Consider the following 16,559-nt stretch of genomic DNA (forward strand, 5'->3'; position numbering starts at 1 on the left):
TTTGAACAATGAATTTGAACGAAAAAGACATTTTCGATTTGCTGAATGAAAAAGCAGAACTTTACAATTCTCCGGATTTTATTACTGATGACCCAATTCAGATTCCGCATCGTTTTTCTTTGAAACAGGACATTGAGATTTCAGGATTTCTATCTGCAAGTATTGCGTGGGGAAACAGAAGATCGATTATCAATGATGCCAATAAAATGATGGAACTGATGGAAAATTCGCCTTACGATTTTGTGATGAATTTTACTGATTCTGATTTAAAAAAGATTCCACAAAAGGCCATTCACAGAACTTTCAACCACGAAGATTTTATTTTCTTCCTGAAGAATTTTAAAAGAATTTATAACCAATTTGAAAGTTTGGAAGATGCATTTCTGATTAATGAAAACGAAATCAATTTCTATCATTCTATCGAACGTTTCCGTAATCATTTCATTTCTGAAAAACATCGTGGACAAAAACACGTGAGTTCACCTTACAAAAATTCGGCTTCTAAAAGATTGATTATGTTTCTGCGTTGGATGGTTCGTAAAGATAAAAAAGGTGTCGATTTTGGAATTTGGGAAAAAATTGATGCAAAATATCTTTCTGTTCCGTTGGATGTTCATACAGCCAATATTTCAAGAAAATTAGGAATGCTAACCAGAAAACAAAATGATTGGAAAGCGGTTGAAGAATTGGATTTGATTCTTAGGAAATATAATGCTGATGACCCGGCGGTTTACGATTTTGCGTTGTTTGGATTGGGCGTTTCCAAAGAATTTGAATAGAATTTAACCACAAATACACAAAGGTCTCATTAAGAACACAACTATTTAATTTGTGAACCTTGTGAAAAAACTTTGTGTCTTTGTGGTTTAAAAAAAATTATTTCAAGATATCATTAATCCCAGGATAATCCGATATTTTTCTAAACTCAAAACGGTTGCTGTTCTGCAAGCCGGAAATAAACAAATCCAATTCTTTAACCGAATCGTCATCCTGAAGATATTGGTCGTGCGTGAGAAAAACCAAATGTCGGGAAGTCTTTTCCAAATCATTGAAAAATATACTGTCCACGCGCTTTGCCATTTGTTGATGAGAACCTTTCAGTTTCATTGTATTGTCAGGTTTCCATTCAAGATCCCACCCAACCAAAACATAACCTGCTCTTTGTAATTCGTCTGCGGCAGTTTTAGAGCTTTTGATATCGGTATTATTGATGTCAGAAGTTCTCCAGATATTCCGTCCAGGGGTTCTCGCATATTTGTTTTTGAATTTTAAACTGTCCTTAGCCCGGTCAAAATCGTGAACTACTTTCTCAGGGTTTTTATAAAATTCAGAGTATTTGTTTTCTGCGTGAGAATAGCTGTGATTGGCTAATTCTACCAATTCGTGAATTTCTAATTCTTTCAGGTTTTTAGCTTGTGTTTTGCTATCATAAGCGTGTTTTCCTACGATGAAAGATGTTACAGGGATCTGATATTTGTTGATGATTTTCAGAAGGTTTTCTGTTCCTTTATTCGGACCATCGTCAAAGGTCAGATAGATGTAACGTTTGTTTGGGTCGTCGGGAATCTCCGGTTTTGTGGAAATCACTTTTGCTGTTTTGGGGACAACTTTTTCTGAATGTGTTTTTGAACTTGCTACCTGTTTTGATTTTTTGTTACAGGAATTCAAAAAAAATACTGCGCTAACGATTAAAGCAGCAGTCCCAAGAAAAATCAAATGATTTGATTTTTCAGCAAAAGTTTTTTTCATTGGAAATAAAAGATTTTAAATTGTTAAAAAAATGTTAATTAAGTTAAAGTTTAGAATCAAATTTAATGCCTAATCTTGATGTTTTTAAATTTTCACTAAAATATTTTGTTATTGATATTCATTTAATTATGATTGTTTTTTTTGGATTTTATTATTTTGGAACATTATGTTAAATCTTAAATTGATTTTAATGCATAGATCTTATGCAGCCCGACTTGAACGGAGCTCATTTTTGTGGCTGGAATTTAGCTTTGGCAAAATAGCGAGAGTGGAAGGTGGATAGAGCTGCCCAAAAATTAGAATCATAGATTTTATTGATGTACATCAATGTTGTATTAATATTAAAGGTCTTATTTTTGCTGCGGAAAATCAATATTAATTTTAAAATATTATCTATGAAAAAATTAACAGTATTGGCATTGGCAGGCGCTGCTTTGATGTTCACAGCTTGTAACGAAAAATCAAAAGAGGGCGGAAAAGACCCAGTGGAAGTTGCAGCAAAATCTGGCGATGTTTACAATGTAGATTTGGCAACTTCAAAGGTGAACTGGAAAGCTTTCCATAAAGGAGGTTTTGCGCCAAGATGGGGAACTTTGAACATCAAATCTGGTGAGGTTTCTGTTGAAAACGGAGCGCTGACTTCCGGCGATTTTGTAATCGATATGACAACTTTGAAAGTTGATCCTGCGTCTGTAACTGAGGCTGATAAAAAACCGGCTGACCTGGAAGCTCACTTGAAGAATGAAGATTTCTTCAACGTTACTAAAAATCCAACTTCTGATTTCAAAATCACTTCTGTAGCGGATTTGACTGGAGAACTTCCAAAAGATGCAGTCGCTGGTGCTAACAAAACAGTGAGCGGAAACTTGACATTGTTAGGAAAAACGCTTAATGTTTCTTTCCCTGCAAAAGTGACTGTTGCCGAAGGTAAAGCGGCTATTGAAGCTAAGTTTACAGTAAACAGAGCAGATTGGGGAATCAAATTCGGGACGGATGAAACTGATCCTGCTGAATGGATGATCAGCAAAGACATCGAAATTGGTATCAATGTGAATGCTACTAAATAGATAAATTGTAAAAATGAAAAGAAAGACTGTTTCGAAAGAGGCAGTCTTTTTTTGTAATTCAAAACACTTCGACTTCGCTCAGTGTGACATTCTAATACTAAATGTTTTTTGTAGAATTGTCAGTCGATTGTCATCTTAAGGCTCTCGAAGGGATTAATAATAAAAGAACCGACTCTTTAGAAGCCGGTTCAGTAGATAAAACATCTCATTTTTTTAGTTAGACAACAACAAAAAAGGACAGCCGACAATGCTATCCTTTAAATTTTTATATCAAATTTAATTTGAGTAATTCCGATTGAGTCAAAAGCAAATTTTGTAATCATTTCCTAAATCTCTATTGTAAATTTAGAAATAAAAACCATACCATTTGTAAACTAAATGTTAAAATTTCATACTTATCCACATTTTTTTGTGGATAACTTTGATCTAAAAAGAAAATTATTGTCTGAATAAATTATATAGAAAAAAACAAGTTACAACAAACGTTGTGAAAATTGAAAGTAATGAATAATTTGTGCTTTTTCTAATTTGTTTACCTTGTTCTTCAATTTGGGTTTTAGATTTTTCTAAAATATTCGCTTCGAATCTACTTTTTTCCATCATTCTAAATTCAATATACATCAAAAAACAAAGGTTTAGAAGTGGGACAAGGATTAATTCAATTGGAACACCTTCTTTCATTTTTGAAATAGTGAAAAAACCAACAATCATTATATTATTAAATGTAAATAATTTATCGTGAATTCTATCAAAATATCTTAATATATCTCTAGTTCCATCATATGCGGTTTTTTCTAATGAAGCTGTTGTTTTTTCTATACTCTTGAAAGTTTCTTCAATTTCCTGCATTTGTTTTTCAGTATTTGTCATTGCGAATAGAAATTAAATTTAATTACAACTTTTCTGCAATATACTTCGCAGTAAAAGATTTCTTCTCCTTCACCAAATCTTCCGGTGTTCCCGTGAAAACAATCTCGCCACCGTATTTTCCGGCATTGGGGCCAACGTCGATGATGTGGTCGGCACATTTGATGATGTCTGGCTGATGTTCAATCACCACCACTGAATGTCCTAATTCTATCAATGCCTGAAGCGATTTCAGTAATTTTTTGATGTCGTGGAAATGCAAGCCGGTTGAAGGTTCGTCAAAAACAAACAAGGTTTTTTCTGTCGTTACACCTTTCACAAGGAACGATGCCAGCTTCACTCTTTGCGCTTCACCACCGGAAAGCGTAGAAGAAGATTGACCTAATTGCAGATAACCCAAACCAACATCCTGAAGCGGTTTTAGTTTGGTTGCAATTTTTTCTTCGTGATTCTCTTTGAAGAACTCCAACGCTTCGTCAACCGTCATATGAAGGATGTCGGAAATATTTTTCTCGTCGTATTTGATTTCGAGGATTTCTTTTTTGAAACGTGTTCCGTGGCAATGTTCACACTCCAGCTCTATGTCTGCCATAAACTGCATTGATACTGTGATTACACCGTCGCCTTTACATTCGTCACACCTTCCGCCATCTACGTTGAAAGAAAAATGCTTCGGTTTCAGACCTTGAACTTTTGCAGATTTCTGTTTTGCAAAAAGGTCACGGATGTCATCATAGGCTTTCAGATAAGTTACAGGATTGGAACGTGACGATTTTCCAATCGGGTTTTGGTCAATTAATTCGATATTCTGAATCAATTTTGAAGGAAACTCCACCGAATCGTAATCTGCTTTTTTTCCACCCATTCCGAGTTGAATCTGAATCGCATTCGTCATCACTTCTTTCATCAAAGTCGATTTTCCACTTCCTGAAACGCCAGTGATAACTGTTAGACATTCCAACGGAACATTCACATCAACATTCTTTAGGTTGTTTTGACGGGCACCTTTTATTGCGATGTATTCTTTTGTCTTTCTTCGTTTTGCAGGAACTTCGATTTCCAAATCGCCATTCAGATATTTTGCGGTCAAAGTATCCGCTTTTAGCATTTCTTTATAATCGCCGCTGAAAACCAAATCTCCACCAAGATAACCCGCTTCCGGACCAATATCGATGATATAATCTGCTTCTCGCATCACATCTTCATCGTGTTCTACAACAATTACTGTATTTCCTAAATCTCGCAATTGTTTCAAAACACCAATCAGGTTTTCCGTATCTCGAGAGTGCAGACCGATGCTTGGCTCATCCAAAATATAAATCGAACCAACCAAAGAACTTCCTAAACTTGTCGCCAGATTAATTCTCTGACTTTCTCCTCCGGAAAGCGTGTTCGATGTCCGGTTTAAGGTCAGATAACCCAAACCAACTTTAGTCAAAAATTCCAGTCTTGTTTCGATTTCGTAAGTCAATCGTTTTGCTATTTCTCCGTCGTGGTCGTTGAGTTTTAAGCTTTTTATTAAAGGAAGCAATTCGTCCAAAGGCAACTCAATCAAAGACTGAATATTATGTCCGTCGATTTTTACCCAGCTCGTTTCTTCCCTCAACCGTAATCCTTCACAGGTTGGACAAATGGTTTTTCCACGGTAACGCGAAAGCATTACTCTATACTGGATTTTATATAGATTTTCCTCCAGCATTTTGAAGAAATTATCAATGCTCGGGAAATTTCTCGTTTTGTCGCCTTTCCAAAGATATTGTTTCTGCTCTTTGGTTAATTGATAATAAGGCTTATGAATCGGAAAATCTTTAGCTTTTTTGATGAAATCTTTTTTCCATTCGCTCATACTTTCACCTTTCCAGGAAGCGACTGCATCCTCGTGAAGCGACAGGTTTTTGTTAGGGATTACCAAATCTTCATCAATTCCAATCACTTTTCCATAACCTTCGCAAGTCGGACAAGCACCGTAAGGATTATTGAAGCTGAAATAATGAACATTCGGTTCGTTGAAAACGATGCCGTCCAATTCAAATTTATTGGAAAATTCACGGATTTTTCCGGTGTCTGTATTTTTAAGTGAACAATAGCCGTGACCTTCGTAGAAAGCCATTTGGATAGAGTCTGCTAAACGTTGCAGGAAATTCTCATCTTCCTCATAACTGAATCTATCGATGACCAAATTAATCGTCATATCTTTTTCCGGCGTGAATCCGAAAGATTCCAAATCCTCGATTCCAGCAAGATTTCCATTTACTTCTAACCTTGTGAATCCTGAAACTTTCAAAGTTTTCAATAATTCAGCAAATGTTTCTTTTTCAAATGTCAAAGGCGTCAAAAGTAAAAAAGTGGAATCTTTTTTCGAAGCCTTGATGAAATCAATGACATCCGTCACGCTGTCTTTCTTAACTTCTTCTCCGGAAATCGGCGAATAGGTTCTTCCAACTCTTGCGTATAGCAATTTCATATAATCGTAAATCTCCGTAGAAGTTCCCACAGTAGAACGCGGATTAGACGAAATCACCTTTTGCTGAATTGCAATTGATGGCGCCAAACCTTTGATATCATCAATCTTTGGTTTCTCCAATTTACCTAAAAACTGACGTGCGTAGGAGCTCAAACTTTCCACATAACGCCTTTGCCCTTCCGCATAGATCGTGTCGAAAGCCAGAGATGATTTTCCACTTCCGGAGACACCTGTAATCACGATCAATTTGTTCTTTGGAATCAGAACGTCGATGTTTTTCAGATTGTTAAGGTGTGCGTTTTTAACGAAAAGAAATTTCTTGATATCGATGTCGGTTGTTGTAGCCATAGTAAAAATAAGACCCACAAAATTACGCAAAATTTAATCGTTTTCGGGTAAGTTTTTGGATTAAAATAATCACAATAAAATCACAAAAATCGGAACTGTTTTTATAGTTCCGTAGGAACGTTCTGTTAATAGAAGCAATAGGATTTTCACAGACAAGCGTCATCGGAGCGACCTGTTAAATGTATCCAATAGGTCGCTCCTACGGAGCTCTGATTTAGTGCGTATTTGTTGTTTACTAACAGGTCATCCCTTATGGGATTTGATTTGTTTCTAATGATTTGATATTGTGTTGTTTATATGTTCGGAAGGGGTGGCTCGGAAGGGGGGTAAGGGTGGTTCCTAACCAGGGTATAGCCGGTTCCGAAATGGTTGTGGGTGGTTATATAAATGGTTGAGACCGGTTCTTAAGTGGTTATAGCCGGTTATCATCCAGGTAAAGGGCGGTTCCGAAATGGCAAAAGGTTATTGCTCAAGTGGTTGTAACCGGTTCCGAAATGGTTGTAGGTGGTTGTGCGAGTGGCTATGACTACTTAGGTAAGTGGTTGAAACCATTTCAGAACCGGCTTTAGCGATTGGTATAAGTGTCCCTGGGTACTTAAGTAGCTGGTCGGAGGCACTTAGAGAACCACAAAATGATATTTGTTGAACCTGTTACAGGTACGTCAGAACTGGTTGAGGTTGGTTATAATTCAACTTTCAGTAGAATTATAGGTGGGGAATTTGGCTAATCTCTATATTTGCGCCCGATTATCTGAAAGGAAATTTTAAACTATGAAAAAAACTGTAATGGCTTTATCCGTCATTGTTTTGTCGGTTAACGGATTTGGACAAAATCAGGAAAAAGCTATAGATGAAGTGAATTTACAAGGTCGGTTTTTATCGATTCCGTATAATGATGTGAATGAGAATGTGACGGTCATTACCAGGCAACAAATCGAGAACAGTCCGGCAACGAGCATTGATGAATTGCTGCAGTTTCATTCTGGATTGGATATCAGAAGACGAGGTTCTAATGGTGTCCAGAGCGATATTTCGATTCGGGGAAGTTCTTTTGAGCAGGTTTTAATTTTGATAAACGGCATCAGAATGAATGATTCTCAGACGGGTCATAACACATTCAATATTCCGTTTGATATTTCGGCGGTTGAAAGGATTGAAATTATGAAAGGTTCATCGGCAAAACTCTACGGTCAGAATGTTTTCGCAGGTGTCATCAATATTGTTACGAAATCTTCTGCTGAAGAAAAAGTGACGATCAAAGCACAAGGAGGAGATTTCAAAACTTATGATTTGTCAGCTTCTGCAACTTTTGGTTCGGAGAAATTTACCAATCTTGTGACGGTGAGCAACGGCGCTTCGGATGGTTATCGGTATAATACAGATTATCAAATCAAGAATGTTTTTTATCAGAACAAATTAAAACTGAACGAGGGAAGTTTGAGCTTGCAGGCAGGTTTTTCTGAGAAGAAATTTGGCGCAAACGGTTTCTATGCGTCGCCAACTTATACCAACCAATATGAGGAAACACAGGCGTCTGTGGTGAGTCTGCAGTATCAGCAGAAATTTGGTAAACTGTCACTCAACTCCAGTCTTTACTGGCGCAGAGGTCAGGATATGTATCTGCTGAAGCGTGATAATCCTGCATTTTACAGGAATATGCACATTGGCAACAATGCTGGTGGAACCGTCAATTTGTCTTACGAATCTTCACTTGGGATTACGAATTTTGGTGTTGATTACAGAAAAGAATTTTTGACCAGCAGTAACCTTGGGGAGAGAAAAAGAGATGTAACGCAGGTGTTTTTTGATCATCAATTCAAATTTTTTAATCAGAAGTTAGAAATTAATCCTGGAGCCAGTTTGGCGAATTATTCGGGCGATAATTTCTTTTATCCAGGGGTGGATGTTGGTTATATTTTTAATCCAAATCATAAGATTTTCGGTGCAGTTTCAAAAGGTTTCAGAATCCCGACTTTCACGGATTTGTATTATGTGAGCCCGACTGAAAAAGGAAATCCAAATCTGATTCCTGAAAGTGCACTATCCTCAGAATTAGGTTACCGATTCCAGAATCAGAAAATATTAGCGAAAGTCAGTGGTTTTATCAGAAACACACATAATGGAATCGACTGGCTGAAACCAACTCCTGAAAGTATCTGGACTGCGGAAAATGTTGGGAAAATCAATCTGAAAGGTTTTGAGACGGAATTCAGACATCAATTATTTGACTTTTTAAATTATAGATTGAATTACACTTATCTTGACAATCAATATAAAAATGAAGAGTTGTCCCGATATGCTTTGCAGAATTTGAGACACCAATTCGTTGGTCAGGTGGATGTGAAGTTTTTGAAGTTTTTTAGCAACCAGTTGATTTACAGATACACGGAGCGAGTGAATCTCGGAAGTTACAATACGCTGGATGAACAGCTCAATTTCCGATACAAAGATTTTAATTTTTATGTGCTCATCAACAATTTGACGAATACAAAATACATAGAGACCAATCTGGTTCCGATGCCTGGACGTTGGTTCCACGTTGGAGTGACTTATCAGATTAAAATGAACTAGAATATTAACCACAAAGGCACTAAGCGCTACACAAGGTTCGCAAAGTTTTATGTGTGCTTTGTGAAAACTTTGTGCCTTTGTGGTTTTAAACTAAATTTGCAAAAAATTATACAATGGCAGCGTACTTAGAATTCAATTTCAAAATAAAACCTCTACAACCGTGGAACGAAATATTGATGGCGGAACTGATAGAAATCGGTTTCGATAGCTTCACGGAAGAGTATGACGGTGTTCTGGGTTATATTCAGAAAGATATTTTTAATGAAGATGATTTAAAGTCTATTCCGCTGTTACAGAACGAAGATGTGACCATCACTTATTCTTACGAGGAAATGCCGAATATCAACTGGAACGAGGAATGGGAAAAGAATTTTTCGCCCATTAATGTGGAAGACAAAGTCCTCATCCGGGCAGAATTTCACGAACCGAATCCAAATATGCACGAGATCGTGATTCAGCCAAAAATGTCCTTTGGGACAGGTCATCATCCAACGACGCACTTGATGATTCAGCAGATGCTGGATATGGATTTGGAGAACAAGAAAGTGTTGGATATGGGTTGCGGAACTTCGGTTTTAGCAATTTTTGCCAAGCAAAAGGGTGCGGGAAGAACAGTAGCCATTGATATCGACGAATGGTCTGTAGAAAATTCTAAAGAAAATGCAGAACGCAACAATGTGGAATTGGATATCGAATTGGGAACTGCTGACAATCTTGGCAAAGAAAAATTCGAAATCATCCTGGCAAACATCAATAGAAATATTTTGATTTCTGACATTCCGACTTACGTTTCAGTTTTGGAAGATGGCGGAAAATTGTTGCTGTCTGGACTTTGTTTCTTTGACGTAGATGATATTCTGGAAGTCTGTACAGAGCAAAATCTGAAGCTTGAAAAGAAAATCCAGAGAGAAGAGTGGGTTTCTCTATTGTTGAGTAAGTAAAATAGTAAAGCCTCGAATTTATCGAGGCTTTACTATTTTACTTTTGCGGATATTTCTGGATCAAAGCCTGCAAAATCGCCCAGGTCTCTGCATCGATAATTCCACTGTAATTGGATGATCGAAAATGAAACTGGAATGCCTCAATCGTTTGCTTTGTCGTTTTATCCCAAACGCCATTCACGGTTAAATTATAGCCAAACTGAACCAGTTGCTGTTGGATTTTGGAAACAAATTCCGGATTGTTATATTGTAAAGCAATATCGTTGGTTGTTAATATTTGATTAAGGAAAGTCTGTTTTGCGGTTTCATCATACCACATCCCAATTTGGTATTCATCGTACATTCGCTTCCATGGAAACATTGGACCTGGGTCTTGTTTTCTGGTTGGCGCAATGTCAGAATGTCCAAGGACATTAGTCGGTGGGATATTGTATCGTGTCACAATATCTTTTACCAAAGCGCCCACCTTACGGAACTGCTCCTCAGGATAGGGATAAAAAACACGGTTATTCAAAGAATCTGTCGTGTAACCAAGATTTACAATTTCAATTCCGATGGAAGTGTCATTCAGTTGCTGGTCTTTTCTCCAATTACTGATGCCAGCATGATAGGCACGTTTATTCTCATCCACAATTTGATAGATTTCTTTGTCAGGAAGCGTACTTACCAAATAATGTGCGCTCACAGATTGTTGAGTCAGCGTGGATATGGATTTTTCATCGTTAAGAACCGTATAATGTAAGATGACATATCTCTGGCGGAAATTCTGGCCAATTGCGGGAAAATAAGTCTTTGTGATTTTATAGCCGGCAGGATTTGCGCTTACAATAGAACCATAGCTAACCGTATTGTCATTTTTGGTAATGTCTGCGATATTAACTTTGTAATACTCGCCTTCATCCTCTTTGATTTCCGGTTTTTTTACCTGAACAATTGGTTTTGGAGCATTGGGAATAGTCGGGGTTTTACTTTTTACAATTTTTTGTTGTGAACCGCAGGAAATAATTACTAAACCTAAGGTTGTGAGATATAATGAATTACGCATCTGTAAGTGTTTTAGGTGATATTTATGATTCAAAAATATGAAAAAAAATGAAGAAAAAAATTTGGTAAGTAAAGAAAACTGTTCTATATTTGCACTCGCAATTGAGGAACAAACGATCTTTAAAATATTGCAAGGAGGGTTGCCAGAGTGGTTAATGGAGCAGTTTGCTAAACTGTCGACCCGAAAGGGTCGCAAGGGTTCGAATCCCTTACCCTCCGCAAAAAAAATCTACGGGGCGTAGCGTAGTCCGGTCATCGCGCCTGGTTTGGGACCAGGAGGTCGCAGGTTCGAATCCTGCCGCCCCGACAAGTTTTAGTAATTTTCTCAAAATTACAAATGGGTGCGTAGCTCAGCTGGATAGAGCATCTGCCTTCTAAGCAGACGGTCAAAGGTTCGAATCCTTTCGCGCTCACTTAAAACTCACAATCAAAAGGTTGTGAGTTTTTTTATGTCCAAATCTAGGGTTTTAGTTTCAAATTTTTGAAAATGTTAATATTAAATATATTATAATTATTTTTTAATAGTTTTCATTAATAATTAATTTTAATGTTAAATTTTTGCATTTTTTTTTAATTATAAGTTTTGTATCGATATTTTTCTAATATTTGCAATCCCAAATCGAGAAAAATCAAAATCATAGATCTAAAACGACTTCTTAACAGATGATGAACGACAGAAAATATGCCATCAAAACAAGGATGGAGGAACAACGGGATGCGGCACGCCGTTATAAACAGAACCAAAAAAATAATGATGGTCATAAGTTTAAAAGTTTTGGTTTCTATGACTTTTTATTTTTCTTTATTGTTATTATCATCTCTGTCCTTTGTAAGGTTCTGGATATCAGTTTTCAATAGTTTATATCATTTGCTGTAAGGGATATACTGAGGTTTTAAAATTAATTTTGACAGGATAAAATATATTTTTGTTTTATTTTCGCTAAAAATTTCTCTGTTCAAAATGTGGAAGTTCATCAAGAAACTGTTTTTTATTCTGGTTATTGCCAATATACTTTTCATTATTTTTGGTATATTTTTTAATCCTCCCATTACCATTACCCAAATTGGTGGACTTGTAAAATATGGAAAACTGAAACGGGATTACGTTTCTTATGATGATATGGGAAATAATATCAAAAAAGCGGTGATTGCTTCTGAAGACCAATTGTTTTTCCAACACAATGGTTTTGATTATAAACAAATCGAAAAAGCAATGAAGAAAAATGATAAAAAAGGGAAGGTGGTAAGAGGCGGAAGCACGATTTCTCAGCAGACGGCAAAAAATGTTTTTCTTTGGCAAGGTAGAAGTTGGTTCAGAAAAGGCTTGGAAGCGGTTTATACATTCATCATAGAAAAAGTCTGGGGAAAAGATATAATCTTGGAAAGGTACCTTAATTCTATCGAGATGGGACAAGGAGTTTTTGGAATAGAAGCGGCATCACAATATTATTACAACAAGCCTGCAAAAGATCTCACAAAAAGCGAAGCGGCTTGGATTGCTGCCGTACTACCGAATCCAAAAAAATACGATCCCAAAAATCCGAGTGCTTATCTCAATAAAAAACATAATTGGATTATGCGCCAGATGAACAACATTGTTCTGAAATAATTACTTTTGTAGTAATATGGCGATTAGATTATTCAGAAAAGACAGTTTCAGCACGATTCTAAAGCATTACTTTAGCGAAAGGAATGAGACTTTGTCTTTACAGCCTTTATCGGAAATCATTACAAGTCTCAAAAAAGAAGATTTGGATGTCTTCACAGCTTATCTCAAGGATAATGAGCTGATAACGGAAAATCTGATCTATTATATCTTCAATGTTTTCAAGGACAGACCTTTCAATTTGTCTTTGACGGAAGCGGACATTCTCTCGGAAAATGCTTTCTATCCGGAATTCAAAAAAAGAATTCTTAACAAAGTATTGCCACCCATAGAAAACGAGCAAACCATCTGGTACTTGGTAGATAATGTTCTTGTGACGCCGAAAAAAGATCTTCAGTTTTTTCAAAATTCTCCGGAAGATAAAGTTGATGAACTGTTTCAATTGCTGAAAATTGATAGGTTTATAGATCATCCCCACGTTAAAAAAGAACTTCTTTTTTCAATTAATATTCTGGCTTGGCGTGTTATCGGGAATGCGCTGGATGTTGAGGTCATGAAAATGGTTCCGGAATATAGGAATTTTGATAATCCTTTTCTGGCGCTTCAGAATGAATTTGATATTCTAAATGCCAAATACAAAGATAATCCAGGCTTTCATCTGTCATCGACTGATGAGATTTACAAGCAGACCAAAATCTATCTGGATCAATGCCAGGAGTTTGTGAATATCGCTTTTAAAAATTCGTCCAAATACGGTATTTCCAGTAAGACCAATCAGGCGTTGCTGAAAATCAGGCAGCAATTGCAGAGGATGTCTGACATTATCAAGTTGTTTGTCATTGATGAAGATAAAGATTATCTGATTAATTCTAAACAATTATTTTTCAATATTCTAAGGTACAAATCGCACAAGAATAATCTCCGTGATTTGGTTTCCGACAGCACCAGGCTGATGTCGCATCTCATAACCAACCATACAGCAGAGACGGGGACACATTACATCACTTCTACCTTCAAGGCTTATATGAAAATGTTTTGGAAGGCTTCCGGGGGCGGAGTTATCGTAGGTGCGCTATGTGTTTTGAAAATGTTGTATAGCTACATTCCTGCGAGTGATTTTGCGCACGCATTTTTGTTTTCTATGAATTATGCGATGGGATTTGTTATGATCTACCTGATGCATTTTACGTTAGCAACAAAACAACCGGCAATGACTGCTGCTACGATGGCAAAAGTACTATCAGAAGGCGATAACCGAAAAACGTATATGGAATTTGCGCACGTTGTTTCGCAATTATTCAGGTCACAATTCATTGCATTTGTTGGTAATGTTTTGTTATCATTTCCGGTTTCTTTGATGATTATTTACGGATTGGAAATTTTGTTTAAGCAGAATTTTGCCTTTGAAAAATCAGCAAGATTGATCCACGACCTCAATCCTTTTGATTCGAAAGCCATTCTCCACGCCTGTATTGCGGGTGTGTTCCTTTTTATTTCGGGAGTTATTTCCGGTAACATCAGTAATAATTCGGTTTTTTACCAGATTCCAAGGCGAATAGCTAAAAACCCTTTGATTAATTACTTTTTTGGACAGAATGTTGCAAAGAGATTGTCTGTTTATTATTCCAAAAATTGGGCAGGAATTATTTCCAATTTCTGGTTCGGTGTTTTTCTCGGAGCTACGGCGCCGATCGGACTTTTCTTAGGCTTGGATCTTGATATTCGTCACATTACTTTTGCTGCAGGCAACTTTGCGCTGGGGCTTTATGGTAAAGATTTCGTTGTTAGTTCATACACCTTTTGGGTTTCTTTTGTAACGGTTTTTGTGATTGGTTTTTTCAATTTCGCAGTTAGCTTCGGATTGTCGATGTTGTTGGCGTTCCGTTCCAGAAAAGTAGAATTAAGTGAGGCTAGAGAAATCTTCAAAGAGATTTTCAGATACTTTATCAAAAATCCATTCCGGTTTTTCTTCCCGCTAAGATCAATGCTGGACGAGAAAAGCAAGAAAATGATCCAGGAAATTTCTACAAAATCAGCAGATCATTAATCAGAGATTCGTCCTTCAAAACTTCCTGGAATTTTTTTAGAAAAAAAGATTTTCTCATTCGGAAGTCGTTTTTCAGAAGCGGCGATTTAATTCTCAAAACCAAGACTTTTTCTTTCAGATTCACAGCTGTTATTTCTTCAAAAAGATCATTGGAAAGATAATCCTTCAAAAAATCTTTGATCTCGAAAGCTTTCAGTTTATCCTCAAAACCGTAGATTTTTGCAAAAGAATTCAATAATTCAGAAGACTCGAATTCGCGTTTTTTTCTGCTCATAATTAAGACTGTAAAAGTAGAAAATTCAAATTCAAAATAGTATATTTGCGCGCCGAAAGTTTTGGTTTTAATTCATGTTATAAAACATTGAATTTCAAACCTAAAACTTCAAACTTTAAATTTGATATTATGAAATGTGGAATCGTAGGTCTTCCGAATGTAGGAAAATCAACCCTTTTTAATTGTCTTAGCAATGCCAAAGCGCAATCTGCAAACTATCCGTTTTGTACGATTGAGCCTAACTTAGGAACGGTTTCTGTTCCTGATCCAAGACTTTTTGAACTGGAAAAAATTGTCAATCCAGAGCGTGTTTTGCCTGCAGTTGTAGAGATTGTGGATATTGCCGGTTTGGTAAAAGGAGCGAGCAAAGGTGAAGGTCTGGGCAATCAGTTCTTAGCCAACATCCGCGAGTGCGAAGCGATCATCCATGTTTTAAGATGTTTCGATAACGGAAATATCGTTCACGTAGAAGGTTCGGTAGATCCTTTGAGGGATAAAGAAATCATCGATATAGAACTTCAGTTAAAAGATTTGGAAACTGTTGGTAAAGCCGTAGAAAAAGCGAAGAAATTCATCAAGTCCGGTAAAAAAGATGATATTTTAACTTACGAAACGTTGCAAAATCTTCAGAAGTTTTTAGAAGATGGCAAAAATGCCAGAGAATTTGCAACAGATGATGTGACCAAATCAATTATCGGCGAAGTTCAGTTATTGACTAATAAGCCTGTTCTTTACGTTTGTAATGTGGATGAAAATTCTATCAAAAACGGAAACGATTGGATCGGAAAAATTGAGGAAATGGCTAAAAATGAAGGTGCTGAAGTTGTAGTTCTAGCTGCGCAGATCGAAGCTGATATCAATGAGCTGGAAACTTTCGAAGAGAGACAAATGTTCCTGGAAGAGCTTGGTCTGGAAGAGCCGGGAGTTAACAGATTGATTAGAAAAGCTTATGATCTTTTGAAATTGCAGACTTATTTCACAGCAGGCGTTAAGGAAGTTAGAGCCTGGACAATTGGTCAAGGCTGGACGGCGCCACAAGCTGCCGGAGTTATCCATACAGATTTTGAAAAAGGTTTTATCCGTGCAGAAGTGATTAAATACAATGACTATATGACATACGGATCAGAATCAAAAGTGAAAGAAGCTGGAAAATTGTCCGTAGAAGGTAAAGAATACGTTGTTCAGGATGGTGATATTATGCATTTTAGATTTAATGTATGATTAATTTTATTATATAAAGATTCAAAAACTCTCGATTTGGACTGCCCCCAAAAAGTTAGACACTTTTTAGGGGCATTTTTATTTATGGGAATATCAAAATACAGTTTAGAATTTAAGTTGAGTTGCATTGAAAGAATTGCAAAACATAATCTTTCGGTCCACTCTTTGGCTCGGGAAATAGGTTTGGATGCATCTGTCATTCGCAAATGGAAAAGGTTTTATGATTTATACGGAATTCAGGGGTTACAACGCAGGAGCAACCGCCGTTATGATGTAAAATTTAAGCTCAGGGTTTTGGAAACGATTGAGTCGCAAAACCTTTCTCTAAAGCAAGCTGCTGCCAGATTTAATATTGCTGCA

Annotated in this window: 14 protein-coding genes and 3 tRNA genes; 12 read left to right on the forward strand and 5 right to left on the reverse strand. The window is 36.7% G+C overall.

Annotated features, from left to right (window positions below; all coding sequences use genetic code 11):
- Positions 1–14: 14 nt before the first annotated feature.
- Positions 15–779, forward strand: coding sequence for a TIGR02757 family protein (locus BXY58_RS15140; RefSeq protein WP_120214729.1), 765 nt, complete (start codon positions 15–17; stop codon positions 777–779).
- 97 nt (positions 780–876) lie between these two features.
- Here BXY58_RS15140 and BXY58_RS15145 read toward each other — a convergent pair whose 3' ends face one another.
- Positions 877–1,749, reverse strand: a complete 873-nt coding sequence (locus BXY58_RS15145; protein ID WP_120214707.1) for a polysaccharide deacetylase family protein — start codon at positions 1,747–1,749, stop codon at positions 877–879.
- A 395-nt stretch (positions 1,750–2,144) separates the two neighbouring features.
- Here BXY58_RS15145 and BXY58_RS15150 point away from each other — a divergent pair, with 395 nt between their 5' ends.
- A complete protein-coding gene (locus BXY58_RS15150; protein ID WP_120214708.1) occupies positions 2,145–2,816 on the forward strand; it encodes a YceI family protein in 672 nt (223 codons plus the stop codon).
- A gap of 438 nt (positions 2,817–3,254) precedes the next feature.
- Here the strand turns inward: BXY58_RS15150 and BXY58_RS15155 are convergent, their stop codons facing one another.
- Both BXY58_RS15155 and uvrA read right to left on the reverse strand, forming a co-directional pair.
- Positions 3,255–3,686 (reverse strand): hypothetical protein, encoded by a 432-nt coding sequence (locus BXY58_RS15155; protein ID WP_120214709.1) that lies wholly within the window; start codon positions 3,684–3,686, stop codon positions 3,255–3,257.
- A 22-nt stretch (positions 3,687–3,708) separates the two neighbouring features.
- Complete coding sequence (gene uvrA / locus BXY58_RS15160) at positions 3,709–6,495, reverse strand: excinuclease ABC subunit UvrA (RefSeq protein ID WP_120214710.1); 2,787 nt, start codon at positions 6,493–6,495, stop codon at positions 3,709–3,711.
- A 771-nt stretch (positions 6,496–7,266) separates the two neighbouring features.
- On the opposite strand from uvrA, the gene BXY58_RS15165 reads away from it, so the two are divergent.
- Both BXY58_RS15165 and prmA read left to right on the forward strand, forming a co-directional pair.
- Complete coding sequence (locus BXY58_RS15165; RefSeq protein WP_120214711.1) at positions 7,267–9,066, forward strand: TonB-dependent receptor plug domain-containing protein; 1,800 nt, start codon at positions 7,267–7,269, stop codon at positions 9,064–9,066.
- A 113-nt stretch (positions 9,067–9,179) separates the two neighbouring features.
- On the forward strand, positions 9,180–10,007 hold the full coding sequence (prmA, locus tag BXY58_RS15170; RefSeq protein ID WP_120214712.1) for a 50S ribosomal protein L11 methyltransferase: 828 nt from the start codon (positions 9,180–9,182) through the stop codon (positions 10,005–10,007).
- A 37-nt stretch (positions 10,008–10,044) separates the two neighbouring features.
- On the opposite strand, the gene BXY58_RS15175 is transcribed toward prmA, so the two are convergent.
- Positions 10,045–11,052, reverse strand: a complete 1,008-nt coding sequence (locus BXY58_RS15175) for an N-acetylmuramoyl-L-alanine amidase (protein WP_120214713.1) — start codon at positions 11,050–11,052, stop codon at positions 10,045–10,047.
- 133 nt (positions 11,053–11,185) lie between these two features.
- Here BXY58_RS15175 and BXY58_RS15180 point away from each other — a divergent pair.
- From BXY58_RS15180 to BXY58_RS15205, 6 genes are all read left to right on the forward strand, one after another.
- Positions 11,186–11,270 (forward strand) — tRNA-Ser (locus BXY58_RS15180).
- A 13-nt stretch (positions 11,271–11,283) separates the two neighbouring features.
- Positions 11,284–11,358: transfer RNA gene (locus BXY58_RS15185), tRNA-Pro, on the forward strand.
- 32 nt (positions 11,359–11,390) lie between these two features.
- A tRNA-Arg gene (locus BXY58_RS15190) sits at positions 11,391–11,464 on the forward strand.
- 250 nt (positions 11,465–11,714) lie between these two features.
- Positions 11,715–11,909, forward strand: a complete 195-nt coding sequence (locus BXY58_RS15195) for a hypothetical protein (RefSeq protein WP_147366857.1) — start codon at positions 11,715–11,717, stop codon at positions 11,907–11,909.
- 103 nt (positions 11,910–12,012) lie between these two features.
- Positions 12,013–12,660, forward strand: a complete 648-nt coding sequence (mtgA, locus tag BXY58_RS15200) for a monofunctional biosynthetic peptidoglycan transglycosylase (RefSeq protein ID WP_120214715.1) — start codon at positions 12,013–12,015, stop codon at positions 12,658–12,660.
- 16 nt (positions 12,661–12,676) lie between these two features.
- Positions 12,677–14,704: a recombinase gene (locus BXY58_RS15205; RefSeq protein ID WP_120214716.1), complete on the forward strand. Its 2,028-nt coding sequence runs from the start codon at positions 12,677–12,679 to the stop codon at positions 14,702–14,704.
- Here BXY58_RS15205 and BXY58_RS15210 read toward each other — a convergent pair.
- Complete coding sequence (locus BXY58_RS15210) at positions 14,682–14,978, reverse strand: hypothetical protein (protein WP_120214717.1); 297 nt, start codon at positions 14,976–14,978, stop codon at positions 14,682–14,684. The genes BXY58_RS15205 and BXY58_RS15210 overlap by 23 nt on opposite strands.
- A gap of 129 nt (positions 14,979–15,107) precedes the next feature.
- On the opposite strand from BXY58_RS15210, the gene ychF reads away from it, so the two are divergent.
- A complete protein-coding gene (ychF, locus tag BXY58_RS15215) occupies positions 15,108–16,199 on the forward strand; it encodes a redox-regulated ATPase YchF (RefSeq protein WP_120214730.1) in 1,092 nt (363 codons plus the stop codon).
- Positions 16,200–16,235: 36 nt separating this feature from the next.
- The coding region (locus tag BXY58_RS15220; RefSeq protein WP_147366858.1) for a transposase at positions 16,236–16,559 on the forward strand (324 nt) is incomplete at its 3' end.

Source organism: Epilithonimonas arachidiradicis (assembly GCF_003610695.1).
In the GTDB taxonomy this organism is placed as follows: Bacteria; Bacteroidota; Bacteroidia; order Flavobacteriales; family Weeksellaceae; genus Epilithonimonas; species Epilithonimonas arachidiradicis.

Bases quoted from the DNA above. Each gene is read 5' to 3' on its own strand.
- BXY58_RS15210 (WP_120214717.1), bottom strand. From the start codon at position 14,978: ATGAGCAGAAAAAAACGCGAATTCGAGTCTTCTGAATTATTGAATTCT.
- BXY58_RS15165 (WP_120214711.1), top strand. From the start codon at position 7,267: ATGAAAAAAACTGTAATGGCTTTATCCGTCATTGTTTTGTCGGTTAAC.
- BXY58_RS15155 (WP_120214709.1), bottom strand. From the start codon at position 3,686: ATGACAAATACTGAAAAACAAATGCAGGAAATTGAAGAAACTTTCAAG.
- BXY58_RS15150 (WP_120214708.1), top strand. From the start codon at position 2,145: ATGAAAAAATTAACAGTATTGGCATTGGCAGGCGCTGCTTTGATGTTC.
- uvrA (WP_120214710.1), bottom strand. From the start codon at position 6,495: ATGGCTACAACAACCGACATCGATATCAAGAAATTTCTTTTCGTTAAA.
- BXY58_RS15195 (WP_147366857.1), top strand. From the start codon at position 11,715: ATGATGAACGACAGAAAATATGCCATCAAAACAAGGATGGAGGAACAA.
- BXY58_RS15175 (WP_120214713.1), bottom strand. From the start codon at position 11,052: ATGCGTAATTCATTATATCTCACAACCTTAGGTTTAGTAATTATTTCC.
- BXY58_RS15145 (WP_120214707.1), bottom strand. From the start codon at position 1,749: ATGAAAAAAACTTTTGCTGAAAAATCAAATCATTTGATTTTTCTTGGG.
- mtgA (WP_120214715.1), top strand. From the start codon at position 12,013: ATGTGGAAGTTCATCAAGAAACTGTTTTTTATTCTGGTTATTGCCAAT.
- BXY58_RS15205 (WP_120214716.1), top strand. From the start codon at position 12,677: ATGGCGATTAGATTATTCAGAAAAGACAGTTTCAGCACGATTCTAAAG.
- ychF (WP_120214730.1), top strand. From the start codon at position 15,108: ATGAAATGTGGAATCGTAGGTCTTCCGAATGTAGGAAAATCAACCCTT.
- prmA (WP_120214712.1), top strand. From the start codon at position 9,180: ATGGCAGCGTACTTAGAATTCAATTTCAAAATAAAACCTCTACAACCG.